General features: G+C 74.9%; 16 protein-coding genes. 4 read left to right on the forward strand and 12 right to left on the reverse strand.

Annotation, left to right across the window (positions count from 1 at the left end; genetic code table 11):
* The first annotated feature begins 16 nt into the window (after positions 1-16).
* Positions 17-1,243 (forward strand): LacI family DNA-binding transcriptional regulator, encoded by a 1,227-nt coding sequence (locus JOF36_RS24930; protein WP_210031268.1) that lies wholly within the window; start codon positions 17-19, stop codon positions 1,241-1,243.
* 46 nt (positions 1,244-1,289) lie between these two features.
* Here JOF36_RS24930 and JOF36_RS24935 read toward each other — a convergent pair whose 3' ends face one another.
* The 4 genes from JOF36_RS24935 to JOF36_RS24950 form a co-directional block, all read right to left on the reverse strand.
* Entirely contained in the window at positions 1,290-2,039 is a 750-nt protein-coding gene (locus tag JOF36_RS24935; protein ID WP_210031271.1) for a GIDE domain-containing protein, read from the reverse strand.
* Positions 2,040-2,083: 44 nt separating this feature from the next.
* On the reverse strand, positions 2,084-3,487 hold the full coding sequence (locus JOF36_RS24940; RefSeq protein ID WP_210031272.1) for a class II 3-deoxy-7-phosphoheptulonate synthase: 1,404 nt from the start codon (positions 3,485-3,487) through the stop codon (positions 2,084-2,086).
* Between the two features lie 10 nt (positions 3,488-3,497).
* A complete protein-coding gene (locus tag JOF36_RS24945; protein WP_210031273.1) occupies positions 3,498-4,016 on the reverse strand; it encodes a polyadenylate-specific 3'-exoribonuclease AS in 519 nt (172 codons plus the stop codon).
* Positions 4,017-4,172: 156 nt separating this feature from the next.
* Positions 4,173-4,928: a lysophospholipid acyltransferase family protein gene (locus tag JOF36_RS24950; RefSeq protein ID WP_210031275.1), complete on the reverse strand. Its 756-nt coding sequence runs from the start codon at positions 4,926-4,928 to the stop codon at positions 4,173-4,175.
* 160 nt (positions 4,929-5,088) lie between these two features.
* On the opposite strand from JOF36_RS24950, the gene JOF36_RS24955 reads away from it, so the two are divergent.
* On the forward strand, positions 5,089-5,529 hold the full coding sequence (locus tag JOF36_RS24955; protein ID WP_210031276.1) for a DUF308 domain-containing protein: 441 nt from the start codon (positions 5,089-5,091) through the stop codon (positions 5,527-5,529).
* Here JOF36_RS24955 and JOF36_RS24960 read toward each other — a convergent pair.
* The 6 genes from JOF36_RS24960 to JOF36_RS24985 form a co-directional block, all read right to left on the reverse strand.
* Entirely contained in the window at positions 5,505-6,494 is a 990-nt protein-coding gene (locus JOF36_RS24960; protein WP_307862583.1) for an ROK family protein, read from the reverse strand. The genes JOF36_RS24955 and JOF36_RS24960 overlap by 25 nt on opposite strands.
* Positions 6,491-6,862 (reverse strand): hypothetical protein, encoded by a 372-nt coding sequence (locus JOF36_RS24965; RefSeq protein ID WP_210031277.1) that lies wholly within the window; start codon positions 6,860-6,862, stop codon positions 6,491-6,493. Before JOF36_RS24965 ends, JOF36_RS24960 begins: the two co-directional genes overlap by 4 nt.
* The gene (locus tag JOF36_RS24970; protein ID WP_210031278.1) at positions 6,859-8,106 is read right to left on the reverse strand and encodes an ArsA family ATPase; all 1,248 of its coding nucleotides are present in this window, start codon (positions 8,104-8,106) and stop codon (positions 6,859-6,861) included. Before JOF36_RS24970 ends, JOF36_RS24965 begins: the two co-directional genes overlap by 4 nt.
* Before the next feature lie 92 nt (positions 8,107-8,198).
* Complete coding sequence (locus JOF36_RS24975) at positions 8,199-8,636, reverse strand: SRPBCC family protein (RefSeq protein WP_210031279.1); 438 nt, start codon at positions 8,634-8,636, stop codon at positions 8,199-8,201.
* 21 nt (positions 8,637-8,657) lie between these two features.
* On the reverse strand, positions 8,658-9,452 hold the full coding sequence (locus JOF36_RS24980) for a metallophosphoesterase family protein (protein ID WP_210031280.1): 795 nt from the start codon (positions 9,450-9,452) through the stop codon (positions 8,658-8,660).
* Complete coding sequence (locus JOF36_RS24985) at positions 9,453-9,869, reverse strand: polyketide cyclase / dehydrase and lipid transport (RefSeq protein WP_210031281.1); 417 nt, start codon at positions 9,867-9,869, stop codon at positions 9,453-9,455. It lies immediately after the preceding gene.
* 174 nt (positions 9,870-10,043) lie between these two features.
* Between JOF36_RS24985 and JOF36_RS24990 the strand changes: the two genes are divergently transcribed.
* Complete coding sequence (locus tag JOF36_RS24990) at positions 10,044-11,888, forward strand: AMP-dependent synthetase/ligase (RefSeq protein ID WP_210031282.1); 1,845 nt, start codon at positions 10,044-10,046, stop codon at positions 11,886-11,888.
* 52 nt (positions 11,889-11,940) lie between these two features.
* Here JOF36_RS24990 and JOF36_RS24995 read toward each other — a convergent pair whose 3' ends face one another.
* On the reverse strand, positions 11,941-13,071 hold the full coding sequence (locus tag JOF36_RS24995; RefSeq protein ID WP_210031283.1) for a glycosyltransferase family 4 protein: 1,131 nt from the start codon (positions 13,069-13,071) through the stop codon (positions 11,941-11,943).
* Positions 13,072-13,446: 375 nt separating this feature from the next.
* Here JOF36_RS24995 and JOF36_RS25000 point away from each other — a divergent pair, with 375 nt between their 5' ends.
* Positions 13,447-13,788, forward strand: a complete 342-nt coding sequence (locus tag JOF36_RS25000; protein WP_210031284.1) for a hypothetical protein — start codon at positions 13,447-13,449, stop codon at positions 13,786-13,788.
* 56 nt (positions 13,789-13,844) lie between these two features.
* Here the strand turns inward: JOF36_RS25000 and JOF36_RS25005 are convergent, their stop codons facing one another.
* Positions 13,845-15,332 carry an NYN domain-containing protein gene (locus JOF36_RS25005; protein WP_210031285.1) on the reverse strand — a complete coding sequence of 496 codons (1,488 nt, stop codon included), beginning with the start codon at positions 15,330-15,332 and terminating at the stop codon, positions 13,845-13,847.
* Between the last annotated feature and the right edge of the window lie 92 nt (positions 15,333-15,424).

A 15,424-nucleotide genomic window follows, 5' to 3' on the forward strand; every position in this document is an offset into this window, starting at 1 on the left:
CCGGTACCCTCACCGGGTGGACGGAGCGGGAGGGCCGCGGGTGACCGCGGCGATGGTGGCCGAGCGCGCCGGGACCAGTGTCTCGACCGTGTCGCTGGTGGTGAACGGCAAGTCTCGCGGGCGGGTCTCGCCGGCGATCACCGAGCGGGTGCGCACCGCGGTGCACGAGCTGGGCTACGTCGTCGACCACGCCGCGAGCTCGCTGGCCCGGGGACGCACCGACCTCGTCGTGCTGCTGGCCCCGGACCTGCCCAACCCCTACTTCGGCCGGGTCACGACCGGGATCCGCGAGGCGCTCGGCGACCGGCACCAGCTGATGCTGTCGGTCATCGCGAGCGGCACCCAGCCCGGCGCCGACGACGTCCGCCGGGTCGCGGCGTTCCGGCCGGCCGGCCTGCTGGTGCACGCGCCGTCGCCGACCTTCCTCGACGAGCTCGACCCGGGCGGCCCGCCGCTGGTGCTGCTCGACGCCCCCGGGTTCGAGGACCGTGCCGCGACCGTCACCTTCGACCTGCGTCCCGGAGTCCGTGCCCTGGTCGGGCACCTCGCCGCGGCCGGGCACCGGACGATCGCCTACCTCGACGGGGCGACGCCGTCGGCCACCTTCGCCGTGCGTCGCGCGTGGCTGCGCGAGATCGCCGCGACGCACGGCATCACCGTGCTCGGCGCCGGCGACGACCCCGACCGCCCGCCGGCCGCCACCGGCCACGCCCGGGACGGTAGCGCCGGATCAGACCGTGCCCGGGACGGCAGCACCCGATCGGCCCGCACCCCGGACCACAGCACCCGACCGGACCGCGCCCCGGACGACAGCGCCCGATCGGCCCGTACCCCGGACGGCAGCACCCGATCGGACCGTACCCCGGACGGCAGCGCCGGACCGGTGCGCGCCGGGCTCAGCCTGGACGCCGCCGCGGACACGGCGGTCGGCGCGATCCCCGGCTGGCTCGACGCGGGGGCGACGGCGGTCGTCGCGGCCGCCGACACCCTCGCCTACGGGGTACTCGCCGCCGCCCACCGGCTGGGCCTCGACGTGCCCGGTGACCTCGCGGTCGCCGGTTTCGACGACCTGCCGTACTCACAGGTGACCGCTCCCCCGCTGACCAGCGTGGCGCTGCCCGCCGAGGAGCTGGGCCGCGCCGCCGCCCACCGGCTGACCGCGCTGCTCACCGGCACGGACACGCCCGGGCCCGCGCCGCTGGCGTCCCGCCTGGCCGTGCGCGCCAGCACCGCACCGCCGTGAACCGGACACACCCGGGACCCGCGTGTCTCAGAGCAGCACGCGCGACTCAGAGCAGCACGACGACCACAAGGACCAGCACGGCACCGGCCGCGTAGCCGGCGGCCCGGCGCACCGCCGCGCGGCTGCCCGTCCGGCCGCCCTCGATGTGGTCGCTGCGCTCGGACGCGGTCATCGTGAGCGGCTGCTCCGGCGACGCCGCGATCCGCACCTCGTCGCCGTGCAGGCGGGCCTCGCCGATCACGGTGAGCCGGGTACCCGGCTCGATCCGCCACTCGGTGCGCTCGTGGCCCAGTGTCGGGTCGAGCATCCGGAAGACCCCGAAGTCCCGCTCCCCTCCGAGTCCGGGCTCGTGCTCGTCGCGGCGCCGCTCGGCGGCCGGGACGTCGACCTGCGCGTCCCGGGTGTCGACGAGCACCGCCGCGTCGCCGTCCCGCAGCCGGAACCGGGTGTCCCACCGCCGGTCACCGACGACGTCGTGGTCGGTGCCGCCCTTCTTCCCGCGCGAGAGCCGCACCTCGAGCACCCGGAACCACACCGATGCGGTCCCGCTGACCGGCGCGGGCCGGGCGCCCTCCGCCGTCGCCTCGACGGTCCCGGTGAGGGCGACGACCTTCCGGAACGCACCGGCCCCGAGATCGGACCGCACCGCGTCGGCCATCCCGACCAGCTCGGCGACGCCGGCGTGAGTAGCGCCGAGCCCGCGGGTCCACCGGGCGTGACCGGCACGGGCCTCGCCGAACGCCGTCCAGGCCCGCCACCCGAGGATCCCCACGAGTACCAGCAGCACCAGCTCCATGCGCGGAGCCTAGCCGGACGAATCGGACATCCGGCTCGGTAGTACTACCCGCGCAGCATCTCCGCGACGAGGAACGCCAGCTCCAGGCTCTGCTGGGTGTTCAGCCGCGGGTCGCAGGCGGTCTCGTAACGCCCGGCCAGGTCGGTGTCGGAGATTCGCTGCGCGCCGCCCAGGCACTCGGTGACGTCCTCGCCGGTGACCTCGACGTGGATGCCGCCCGGGTGCGTGCCCAGCGAGCGGTGCACCTCGAAGAAGCCCTGCACCTCGTCGACGATCCGGTCGAAGTGCCGGGTCTTGTACCCCGTGGAGGCCTCGTGGGTGTTGCCGTGCATCGGGTCGCACTGCCAGATCACCTTGTGCCCGGAGGCGGTGACCTTCTCGACGATCGCCGGCAGCACGTCGCGGACCTTGTCGTTGCCCATCCGGGAGATCAGCGACAGCCGGCCCGGACGGTTGTGCGGGTCGAGCCGCTCGACGTACTCGACGGCCTGGTCCGGCGTCGTCGTCGGGCCGATCTTCATGCCGATCGGGTTGGCCAGCAGCTCCGCGAACGCGACGTGTGCGCCGTCGAGCTGGCGGGTGCGCTCCCCGATCCAGAGGAAGTGCGTGGACAGGTCGTAGAGCTTCGGCGACGCGCCGCCGCTGTCGTCACGCTCGAGGTCCAGGCGCAGCATGGCGCGCTCGTAGTCGAGCAGCAGCGCCTCGTGGCTGGCGTAGAACTCGACCTGGTGCAGGTTGTGGTCCTGCACGCCGCAGGCGTCCATGAACCGGACCGCGCGGTCGATCTCGGCGGCGACGGCCTCGTACCGCACGCCCGCCGCCGAGGTCCGCACGAAGTCCTTGTTCCAGTCGTGCACCTTGGTCAGGTCGGCCATGCCGGTCGCGGTCAGGCCGCGGACCATGTTCATCGCGGCGGACGCGTTCGCGTAGGCGCGGATCATCCGGGACGGGTCCGGGATCCGGGCCTGCGGGTCGGGGGCGAGCGCGTTGACGATGTCCCCGCGGTAGGATGGCAGGCCCGCCGAGTCGATCGAGCTGCTGCGCGGCTTGGCGTACTGGCCGGCGATCCGGCCGACCTTCACCACCGGCAGCGACGCGCCGTAGGTCAGCACGACGGCCATCTGCAGCAACGTGCGGATCGTGGCCCTGATGTGCGGCTCGGTGTTGTCGACGAACGTCTCGGCGCAGTCGCCGCCCTGCAGCAGGAACGCCTCGCCGTTCGCGACGTCGGCCAGCCGGGTCTGCAGCCGGTCCACCTCGGGCGGCAGCACCACCGGCGGCACGGACTCCAGGACCGTCCGCACGTGGCCGACGTTCTCCGGGTCGGGCCACTCGGGCTGCTGCGCGGCGGGACGGGAGAGGGCGTCGTCCAGCGCGGAGCGCAGGTCCGCGGGCAGCGGCGGCAGCTCCGGGAGGACGTCGATCGGCGCGTCGACGGACCAGTTCACGGGGACCAGCCTAGGCCTGTGCGCTCGGCGCCGGCGTCCCGGCCCCCGTCCCGAGGACCTCGGAGATCACCTCCCACCGGCGCAGGTTGTGCCGGGCGTCGGCGAGCGCGTCGTGCGCGTCCGGGGGCGGCACCGGCAGGGTCGGACGCCCGGCGTCCTCCCAGCGCTGGCGCAGCTCCCGGGTGAACCGGGGCATCGCCCGCGGCAGCGCGGGCATCGCGCCCCACAGCTGGCAGAGCACGACGTGGTCGTAGGCGGCGATCCAGGCCCACAGCTCGACGTCACCGGGCGCCGAGGTGCAGAACTCGAGCAGCTCGTCCCGGATCCGGGACCGGGACATCCACGCCCGGTCCGCCGGCGACGGCAGCTTGGGCAGCACGTTGGCGCGCACCCACTTGCCGGCCCGGTCCGGGTCGAACTCGGTGGAGACCGCGTAGAACTCGCGGCCGTCCTCACCGACGACGCCGATCGACACCAGGTCGATCGTGGTGCCGTCCTCGATGAACTCGCAGTCGTAGAAGAAGCGCATACCCGATCCGTTGTTGCTGGTCAGCGGCCGTTCATCGGCCGCCCGGTCCCCATCTGAGCCTACGTGTCCGGCCGGTGACCGACGCCCGTGGAGCGCCGGCGACGCCTCGCGTACGGGACACTCCACGACCGGTGATCACGCACCGGCCGGCGGGCGTCAGCTCGCCCGCGAGTCCGGCACGTTCGCGTCGGGCCGCTGTCCCGACGAGCGGGACGGGGCGGGCGGCGGCGAGTCGGTCGCGGCCCGCTCCTTGACCGACGCGGCGTAGAGGTCGACGTAGGTCTGCCCGGACAGCTCCATGAGGTTGTACATGATCTCGTCGGTCATCGACCGCTCGATGAACCGGTCCCCGGCCATGCCCTCGTAGCGGCTGAAGTCCAGCGGCTCACCGATGACGATCTGCACCTTGCGCGGGCGCCACATCTTCGAGCCGATCGGGTTCACCCTGTCGGTCCCGACCATCGCGACCGGGATCACCGGGACGCCGGCCTCCAGGGCCATCCGGGCGACACCGGTCTTGCCCTTGTAGAGCCTGCCGTCGGGTGAGCGGGTGCCCTCCGGGTAGATGCCGAGGAGCTTCGCCTCGCCGAGCAGCCGTACCGCGGTGTCCATCGCCGCGCGCGCCGCGGACCCGCCGGAGCGGTCCACCGGCACCTGGCCGACGCCGGTGAAGAACTGCTTCTTGAACCAGCCGCGGACACCGGGCTCGGTGAAGTACTCGCGCTTGGCCAGGAAGGTCACCCGGCGCGGCAGCATCAACGGGAGGAAGAACGAGTCGGCGACCGCCAGGTGGTTGCTGGCGAGGATCGCGCCGCCGTGGAGGGGCACGTTCTCCGCGCCCTTGATCTCGGGTCGGCAGAACAACCGCATCAGCGGGCCGAGCAGGACGAACTTGGACCACCAGTACAGCACCCTGCGCTGCCTCCCTACCGACTTCGCCGGGTCAGCCTACGGAGCGTCCGCCGCTCCTCACAACGGGGCCGTGCTCACGCCCGGTGTGCGTCCCGGCACGGCGGTGGCCCGGGTGGGGCGGCATGACAGGATGGGCCGGCACGAGCCGGGAAGGACGGGCATGGAGCCAGCACGTGGCCGGGGCGACCGACCCGACGACGACTTCGAGTCGATCGTCGCGGACTGGCGCAGCGAGGGTTCGGTCCCCGACTGGCCGCCGGAACCCGCCGAACCGGCCGAACCCGCCGTGCAGCCCCGGGACGGCGCGGTACACCGGCCCGGGCCGTCGGAGCCGGTCGACCAGGACGAGGGGCACTACCACCCGCCCGACCCGCCGCCGCTGCCCCGCCCGGGCCCGCCGGCCGTCGTCGGGGGCGGGCTGATCCTGCTGGGTCTGCTGCTCTGCGTCGCGCCGGGCGTGCTCGGTGCCGGCGGCACCTGGCCGCTGCCGCTGGGCCTGGTGCTGATCGCCGCCGGGCTGACCTGGCTGGTGCTGCGGCTGTGGACCACCGACCCGCGGGACGACGGCCCCGACCTCTACGACGACGGCTCGCGCCTCTGACCCGCGCCCTCCCGCGCCAGGGTGGCCGCGCCCACGACGGCGGCCGCGGCGCCCAGCTGCGCCGTGCGGATCCGGGCCAGCGGCCGGTGTGACGCCCCGGTCGCGATCCGCGCGTAGTGCTCGCGGGCGGCGTCGAGGAACAGCGGCGCGGACACCGAGACCCCGCCGGCGACCACCACGAGGTCCGGGTCGAAGACGTCCGCGACCAGGGACAGCCCCTCCCCCAGCCAGCGGCCCAGGTCGTCGAGCGCGGCCCGGGCGACCGGGTCGCCCTCGCGGGCCGCGGCGGCGACCCGCCTGCCGGTGATCCGGCCGGGGTCGCGGGCCGCCTCACGGGCGAGCACGGAGGGTCCCGGCACGTCGCCGGCCGAGATCAGCTCCAGCGCGGTGGCGGCCAGCGCGGTCCCGCTGCAGTAGCGCTCCCAGCAGCCGCGCTTGCCGCACGGGCAGGCCCGGCCGTCCGGCACGACACGCAGGTGCCCGAGCTCCGGCGCGACCCCGTGCGCCCCGCGGAACAGCTCGCCGCCGAGCAGCAGCGCGCCGCCGATGCCGGTGCCGATCGCGACCAGCACGACGGTGGAGGCCCCGGCCGCGGCCCCGTACCGCCGCTCGGCCAGCGCTGCGGAGTTCGCGTCGTGCTCGACGACGACCGGCAGCCCGCCGAGGCGCTCGGAGATGCGGCCTGCGACCGGGGCGTCGCGCCAGGACAGGTGCGGGGCGTAGCGGACCAGGCCGCGCGGGGCGTCGACGAACCCGGCCAGCGCGAGCCCGGCGGCACGCACCGGGTAGCGGCCGCGGAGCTCCGTGACGGTGCCGGCGATCGCCACCTCGAGGGCGTCGTCGGTGCGCGGGGTCGGTGCCGTGGCGGTGTCGAGGACCTCGCCGTCGGCGTCGACCACACCCGCACGCACGCTGGTCCCACCGACGTCGACCCCGATCGTGAGTGCACGGGGACCCACGCTCACGTCCGGTGCACCACGATCCGCTGGACCGAACGCCCGCGACCGTGCGGGCGGTGGGCGTCCGCGGCCGAGTGGCGCGGCGGCTGCTCGGCCGTCTCCTCCAGCACCGCGACCAGCACGCTCAGCAATCCGCCGGCGTGCACGGCGAGCCGCGCCGCCAGCTCGGAACGCTCGCCGCGCAGCACCGCGACCAGCGCGCACACCGGGCACGCGGTGCAGGCGCCCGGGGCCCCGGGGTCGGGGGCCTGCCCGTCCCCGGCCGCCGTCCCCAGCGGTTCGACGACCGTCCGCAGCCGTTCCAGCAGCTGGAGTGCCAGGGCCCGCAGGTCGTCGGGGATCCCCGCGTGGGCGCCGCAGCCCCGGCCCGTCACGAGGTCATCCAGGTGCCCGGATCGGGCACGAAGCTGATCACCAGCCGGGCGTCGGCGCCGGTGCCCTCCAGCCGGGCACCGGTGGCCTCGCAGCGGCGCAGCACGGCCGGGAGCGACACCACCCGCCGGGAGAACCCGATCCCGACGACCATGTCGTCGCCGATCCGGGCCAGGTCCAGCGGGGCGTCCTGGGCCCCCGGCAGCGCGATGTCCAGCTCGAACTCGGTGTCGCGGGAGACGCCGTGCCCGGCGGTGCGCCGCATCTCCATCAGCGGGCGGACCGGCGCGTCCTCCGGGGCGCCTGCCGGATCGGACTCCCCGTAGATCGAACGCCCCAGCTCGCGCAGCGCGCCGACCCCGGTCGGCTCGGCCGCGGTGTAGCGCACGGCCGTGACCGGGACGTCGGCGCCGAGCTGCCCCAGCTCGCCCAGCACCGCCTGCTGTTCGGTGGCGCGCTCGCGCAGCCAGCGTGCGGCGGGACCGCGTAGCGACCGCGGCGGCCCCGGCATCACCCGGTTCGCCAGCAGCGCGTCCACCCGCAGCTCGTGCAGGGCCAGCGCGGTGAGGGTGCGACGGGTCTCCGCGGCGACCACCCGCTCCGGGGTGAGCACCAGGCGGATCGAGGTGCGGGTGCGGTCGACGAGCAGCGCGCGCAGGCCGGCCAGCTGGTCGGCGAGCGCGCCCAGCGCGTCGACCGTGCGGTCCCAGCCGCCGTTGTCGCTCTTCGCCCCGGCCAGGTTCGCGACCAGCCCGCGGACCGCACGCCGGTGTGCCGGGAACAGCCGCTCCACATACCCGGCCAGTGCCTCGGGCAGGGTCAGCAGCCGCAGCGTCTCGGCGGTCGGCCCGCAGTCGACGACCACGACGTCGTACTCACCGGAGTCGGCGTACCGCGCGACCTCCACCAGCGCGAGGAGGTCCTCCACGCCGGGCAGCACGGTCAGCTCGTCGGCGACGAGCTCGTCGACGCCCGCGCCGGCGAGCATCGTGCGCAGGTGCCCCTGGATCTCGCCCCAGGCGCCCTCCAGCAGGTGCCGGGCCTCGATGTGGGCGGCCCACAGGTTTTCGGCGACCTTCGTGGGCTCGGCGCCCAGCTCGGTGTCCAGGGCGTCACCGAGCGAGTGCGCCGGATCGGTCGACACCACCAGCGCCGAGCGGCCGGATCCCGCGAGCAGCGCGCCCGTCGCCGCGGCGAGAGTGGTCTTGCCGACCCCGCCCTTGCCGGTGAACAGCACGACGCGCACGGGGCGGAGGGTAACGATCGACCCGAAGCGATCTCCGCCCGGACCCGCCGAAGGAGCCTCGTGCCGCTGCTTCGACCCTCGACCGCCGGGCCTCAGGCCTTCTCGACGCGCCGCTTCAGACCCTTCAGCGCGGCGTCGATGATCACTTTCTCGGCCTTGCGACGCAGCATGCCGATCATCGGGAAGTTCACCTCGACGGAGAGCTCGTAGGTGACCTTGGTGCCCGCACCCTCCGGCTCGAGCCGGTAGGCACCGTCCTGCGCCTTCTGGATGCCGCCCTTGACCAGGGTCCAGGTCACCGACCGGTCGTCGTCCGCCCAGTCGTAGTCGAGGGTGTAGGAGTCCTTGATCGCGCCGGCGTCCATAGAGAACCGGACCTGCTTCGCGCGCTCACCCGCGCCGGGATCGAGGATCTCCACGGCGGTGATCTGGCCGGTCCACTCCGGGTACGACTCGAAGTCCGCCACCACGGCCATCACCTGTTCCGGCGGGGCGTCGATGTGGATCGAGGAGGTGGTCGCGTCGGCCATGGCGGCGAGGTTATCCGGTGGCTAGAGCCGGAGCACGTAGGGCCGCTCCAGCGCGCGGAAGTGCCCGACGTTCACGCACTCCGTACGGCCGACCCTGGCCCGGCGGGCGAGCGGCTGGTGGACGTGCCCGAACAGGGCGTGCGACGGCTGCTCGGCCCGGATCCGGGCGGTCAGCGGCGCGCTGGCGATCTCGGCCCGCCGGGTGACGACGTCGTAGGTCAGCACCGGGTGCGCCGGCGGGACGTGGGTGCACAGCAGCTCCGCGGGCCCGAGCGCATCGAGCCGGGCCGTCCAGTCGGAGTGCTCCAGGAAGTACGGCTGCCACGGCCCGGCGCGGCGCGGATCCACCCCCGGCGGGAGCGGGACCCCACCGATGAAACCGATCCGGCGGCCGCCGATCTCGATCACCCGTCCGTCGGCGCGGGTGACGCCCTCGGTCTCCGGCCACGCCTCCGGCATGTCGACGTTGCCCGGGATCGCCCACACCGGCACGCCGAGCGACCCCAGCACGCCGAACAGCGCGGCGTACTGCTCGCGGACCGCCTCCTCGACCGCCGCGGCCGGATCGGCGAACCTGGCCCAGGACCGTTCGAGCAGCCCGAGCATCTGCGCCCGCGGGGCCCCGATCCGGCGCATCCGGCCGAACTCGGCGGCGACCGCGGTGCCGAGCAGCCGGGAGACGATCCCGTTCTGCGGATCCCGGTAGTCGATGAACTCGAGCAGGTCACCGAGCATGATCAGCCCGTCGGCGCCGTCCGCGGCGCGGGCCAGCGCGCGGGCGTTACCGTGGACGTCGGAGACGACGTGCAGCCGCACTCAGTACTTCCCCTCCGCCGGGGCGATCCCGGCCGACGGTGCTGCACCGGCCGGGCGCCCGCCCTCCAGGCGCCGTTTCAGTGCGAACGCGTGCGCCTTGAACTCCCGGTGCCGCCGGTCGCCCTCGGCCCGGTTCCACCGGCGGCGGTTCCCGTCCTGCTGCCCGTACGCGGGGTCGGCCCGCAGGAAGAAGTGCAGGACGGTGCCGTCGAGCACCTCCTCGCACCAGACCTCCATGGTGCCGGTGAGCGCGCCGGTGACCGTCCAGCGCACACCTGCGGGTCCGCGGTCGTCCGCGATCTCCGGGCGCAGGTCGGGCCAGTAGGACGACCACCGCGCGGGGTCGGCGAACTCGGCCGCGACCCGCTCGCGGGACACGGCCAGAAACGTCTCGTCGATCACGTCCACCGCCGGCACACCGGTCAGCGTGCCATCCGCTCCGGACGCCACCTGCGCCCGGCGTTCCCCACCCGTTATGCCCGGGTCGATGTACGCACCCCCTACTTGACGGTAGGTTCGGTCCCGGTCAGGTCGGCGCGCGCTCGTGCCGGCCCGCAATGCCCTGCCGAGGCTGCCAGGAGGTCGATCCCCGTGCGTGAGTACAGCGTCCCCGCCACGGTGTCCGTGGGAGCCGAGGAGTCGCTCTCCGACGCCGTCTTCACCAACGCCGCGCAGCACCCCTCGGACGTGCTCTTCCGCCGCAAGGACGCGGAAGGTGTGTGGACCGAGGTCACCACCCGCGAGTTCGCCGAGCAGGTGACGCGGGTGGCCGCCGGCCTGATCGCCGCGGGCGTGCAGGCCGGCGACCGGGTCGCGGTGCTGTCCCGCACCCGCTACGAGTGGTCGCTGTTCGACTACGCGATCCTCGCGGCGGGCGGCGTCACCGTGCCGATCTACGAGACGTCCTCGCCGGACCAGGTCTCCTGGATCGTCTCCGACTCCGGCGCGGTCGGGATCATCGTCGAGACGGCGGACCACACCGCGACGGTGGAGAAGGTCCGCGACGGCCTGCCGGGCCTGCGCAACATCTGGCAGATCGAGCCGTCGCCCGCCGCGCCGGACGCTCCCTCGGCGGTCGAGCAGCTCACCGGCCTCGGCTCGGACACCCCGGACGACGTGGTGCACGAGCGCCGGGGCGCCGTCCGCGCCGACGACCTCTGCACGCTGATCTACACCTCCGGCACGACCGGCAGGCCCAAGGGCTGCGAGCTCACCCACCGCAACCTGGTCACCGAGGTCCGCACGATCGCCTCGACCATTCCGGACCTGCTCGCGCACGGTGGCTCGGTGCTGCTGTTCCTCCCGCTCGCGCACGTGTTCGGCAAGGTCATCCAGTGCGGCGCGCTGACCACCCGGACCACCGTCGGGCACACGCCGGACGTGAAGAACCTGCTGCCCGACCTGGCCGAGTTCAAGCCGACCTTCCTGCTCGCGGTGCCGCGGGTCTTCGAGAAGGTCTACAACGGCGCGCGGCTCAAGGCGCACAACGACGGCAAGGGCAAGATCTTCGACGCCGCCGCGGAGACCGCGATCGCCTACTCGGAGGCGATCGACACGGGCGGCCCCGGCCTGGTGCTCAAGGCCAAGCACGCGCTGTTCGACAAGCTCGTCTACGGCAAGCTGCGCGCGGCCGTCGGCGGGAACGTCGTCGCTGCCGTCTCCGGGTCCGCGCCGCTCGGCGCCCGGCTGGGCCACTTCTTCCGCGGTATCGGGCTGCCGGTGCTGGAGGGCTACGGGCTCACCGAGACCGCGGCCGGCATCACGCTGAACACGCTCGACGCCCAGCGGATCGGCTCGGTCGGCCGTCCGGTGCCCGGCTGCTCGGCCCGGATCGCCGAGGACGGCGAGCTCCTGCTGCGTGGTGACATCGTCTTCCGGGGGTACTGGAAGAACGAGGAGGCCACGGCCGACGCGATCGAGAGCGACGGCTGGTTCCACTCCGGGGACATCGGCGAGATCGACGACGCCGGGTTCGTCACGATCACCGGCCGGAAGAAGGAGATCATCGTCACCGCGGGCGGCAAGAACGTCGCCCCGGCGGTGCTCGAGGACCGGCTGCGGGCGCACCCGCTGGTCGGGCAGTGCATCGTGATCGGCGACAAGAAGCCGTTCATCTCGGCGCTGGTCACCATCGACCCGGATGCGCTGCCGGGCTGGCGCGAGCGCAACGGCAAGCCGGCCGGCGCGGGTGGATCGGCGTCGGACCTCGTCGACGACCCGGAGCTGCGGGGCGAGATCGCCGCGGCGGTCGAGGAGGCCAACCAGGCGGTGTCGCGGGCCGAGCAGATCCGCAAGTTCCGGATCCTGCCCACCGACTTCTCCGAGGCGGGCGGTGAGCTCACGCCGACCCTGAAGGTCAAGCGCGCGGTCGTCGTCGACTCGCACTCCGAGGACATCGAGGCGCTCTACTCCGGCACCACGGCCGACCGGAGCTGAGCTCCGCACGCTGCGCTCCGCGCCGATGTTCGCTCCGCACGCTGCGCTCAGCTCAGCCGGGCTGCAGGAAGGACCGCAGGCGGGCCGCGGACGCCGGGCCGCCCCAGACCCGGCGCACCCGCTCGCGACCGGCCCGGCCCATCGCCGCCGCCCGCCGCGGGTCGGTCAGCAGATCGGCGACCCGGCAGGCGAGCGCCGCCACGTCCCGGCCACCGACGACGTACCCGGTGACGCCCTCCTCGACGGTCTCCGGCGCCCCGCCCGAGTCCCCCGCGACGACCGGCAGGCCGGACGCCGCCGCCTCCAGCAGGGCGATGCCCAGGCCCTCGACGTCCAGGCCGCCGAGGTGCGTGCGGCAGGGCAGCGCGAAGACGTCACCGGCCGCATGGTGTGCGGCCAGCTCACCGGACGGGACCCCACCGGTCAGTACGACGGCGTCACCCACCCCGTGCCGGTCGGCCAGGTGCTGCAGCCGGTCCCGGTACGGGCCGCCGCCGACCAGCAGCAGCCGGGTGCCGGGCACGCGTTCCCGGATCCGCGGCAGCGCCGCGACCAGCACGTCCTGTCCCTTGCGCGGCACCAGCCGGGACACGCAGCTGACGACCGGTGCGTCACCCAGGCCGTACCGCTCGCGGATCGCGGCGCGGGCGGCCGGGTCGGGGGCGAAGCGGGTGGTGTCCACCGGAGGCGGCAGCGGCTCCAGCGCGGCGTCCGGGCCGAACGCGGCGGCGAACCGGTCGCGGGTCCAGCGGGAGACGGTCGTGACGACGTCGGCGTCGGATCCGATCCGGCGCAGGGCGTGCCGGGCGCCGGGCAGCATCGACCAGCCGACCTCGTGTCCGTGCGTGGTCGCGACGACGCGGGCGATCCCGGCCCGGCGCCGCAGGTACGGCCCGAGCAGCCCCAGCGGGGCGGCGGCCCCGAACCAGACGGCATCCGCGCCGTGCTCGCGGGCGAGACCCGCGGCGCGCCGTGCGACACCGGGGACCGGGAGCATCACCGAGGTCGGATGCCGGTGCACCGGGAACGGGAGCGTCGCGTCGAACTCCCGGTCCCCGCGCCACGCGGGCGCGTAGACGACCAGCTCACCGGGCGGCAGCGCGCGGGCGAGATCGTGCAGGTAGCTCTGGATCCCGCCGGGACGCGGCGGGAAGTCGTTGGTCACCAGCAGCGTGCGCGCCACGGCCGCCGACCGTATCGGCCGGGCACCACACCCGAGGGACCGGGACGGCGGCGCCGCACGCGTCGGGACGCGCCGGGGACGCGGGCCGCCGTCCGGCCTCGGGGAGCGGACGGACCGCTCGGCCCCACCGGTGCTCCGGGGTACTCCCGTCGGGGCGGGAGCACCGGGCCGGGCCGGCCGGGATGACGGGGATCATCCGGCGGCACGACCGGTGAGGACGTCCTGCTGCCCGGATCAACGAGCGCGGACGGTGCACGGTTACGGATCGGCAACGAGAACCTCGCAGGAGCCCGTGGGGCTCCGGCGCCCGCATTCTGTCGGACCCCTCCCCTAGCGTCCGCGGCGATCGCACGAAAGCTCCACGAGGGAGGCACCATGCTCGTCGACTGCGACCGCTGCGAGGTCCGCGGCACCGCCTGCGGTGACTGCGTGATCGGTGTGCTCATGAACGTGCCCGAGATCGACCGCCCGATCCCGTACCTGCCGGTCGACCTGTCCGCCGAGGTCGCCGTGAGCGCCGGCGGCCCGGTGGGCGGGCCGGTCGAGTTCGCCGAACCCGAACGCCGCGCCCTGCAGGTACTCGCCGACCACGGCCTGATCCCGCACCTGCGGCTGGTGGAACCGGCCCGTCCCGGGCCGGGCACCGCGGCGGACCGACCGATGCTGCCGGTGCCGGCGGTGCCGCCACGTACGCAGCGCCACCGTGACGCAGGGTGAGCCGCCGTGACGCGGGGTGAGCTACTGTGACGCAAGGTGAGCCGCGGAGCCCCTGCTCAGCCGCCCAGCCGGCGCAGCAGGACGGCGGAGGGCACGGTGTGCGCCCCGCGCCGCCGCACCGACCGCACGACCTCCTGGTCCGAGGTGGCGACGAGCAGCGGGCGACCGCACGGCTCGGCGGCGACCAGGTCGCGCACCACGTCGTCGGCGATCACCCCGGCCTCGCTGAACAGGACGCGGACCCCGCGAGTTCCGCGCAGCGGCGCCGCGCTGACGGCCGCGCCGTCGAACACCACCGTGATCTCGACGCCGGTGCGGGCGCCGAGGGCTCCCAGCTGACCCACCAGCCGGGATCGCTGGTCGGCGAGCGGCAGGTCCGGGTAGCCGGTCTTGCTGACGTTGTAGCCGTCGACGATCAGGTGCACCGACGGCACGGCGAGCAGCGTGTCCAGCGCGGCGAGCCCGTCGACCGGGACCCCGGCCCGGCCGCTGACGGCCGCGCCGTCGCCTGCGGTCCCCACCGTTCCCGCGACGAAGTCGGCCGGCCGCGGCCCGCCGGCGCCGATGTCGAGCTCCCGGCGCAGCCCCGCGATCGCACCCCCGACGGTGTCCAGCAGCAGTTCCAGGCGCACCTCGTCGCCACGCCGGGCATCGCGTGCGGCCTGCCGGGCGGCGGCGACCTCCCGGGCGGCGGACTCGGCCCGGCGGTGCTCCTGCTCGGCGCGCTCCCGCTCGGTCTCGCACTCCGCACGCGCCTGCGCCAACCGGTCGTCGGCACCGGCACGCAGCCGGGCGACCTCGGCCTCCAGCTCGGCGCGGGCGTCGAGGGCGGAGCGCAGCTTCGCACCCTGCTCGCTGACCCGGCGCCGCATCTGCTGGTACTCCGCCTCGCGGTCGGCGACGAGCGCCTGCGCCTGCTCGCGTTCCTCGCCGAGCTCGGCCCGCACCCGTTCGAGCTCGGCGGTGACCTTGTCGACCTTCGCGAGCGCCTCGTCCCGCTCGGCACGCAGCGCGGACAGGTCACCGGACTGCTCGACCTCGGCGACCCGGCGAGCGGCCAGCGGATCACCGGTCAGCAGCGCGACCGCCGCCGCGTCGAGCTTGTCCACCGGCGCGGGGAGGTCCCCGGACGGGTCGGCGGGATCGGCGGGTTCCTCGCGGTCGGGAAGCTCCAGCTCGCCCGGCCGGTGCTCGGCCCACCACGCGACGACCACCGCCCGGAAGGCGGCATCCTGCTCGAGCCGGGTGACCAGGAGGTGGCCGCCGAGACGGGCCCGCTTGGCGGGGGTGAACTTGGCGAACCGGCGCAGCGGCGGGGGCACCTCGGTCGGCGACAGACCGCCCAGGGCGATGCCGGCGATCTCGGCCAGCCGCGCACGCAGCGGGGACGGCAACGGCGGCCAGGGGTCACCCGCCCCGGCCCCGGCCCCGGCTCCGGCTCCGGCGCAGGGCTGCCCCGCAGCATCCGGCTCCGGCTCCGGCTCCGGACACGACGGGGCGCCGGTGCCCGTGGGGCCCGGTGCCCCTCCGTCGTCGTGCGCCATCGGTCCAGGCTATCCCCGACCGCGGCAGCACGCCGACGCCCCGCGCTGCCCGGGCCCGGCCCGGCGGCCTTCGAACATACTGTCGGGCCCCG

Source organism: Pseudonocardia parietis, from assembly GCF_017876315.1.
Lineage (GTDB): Bacteria > Actinomycetota > Actinomycetes > Mycobacteriales > Pseudonocardiaceae > Pseudonocardia > Pseudonocardia parietis.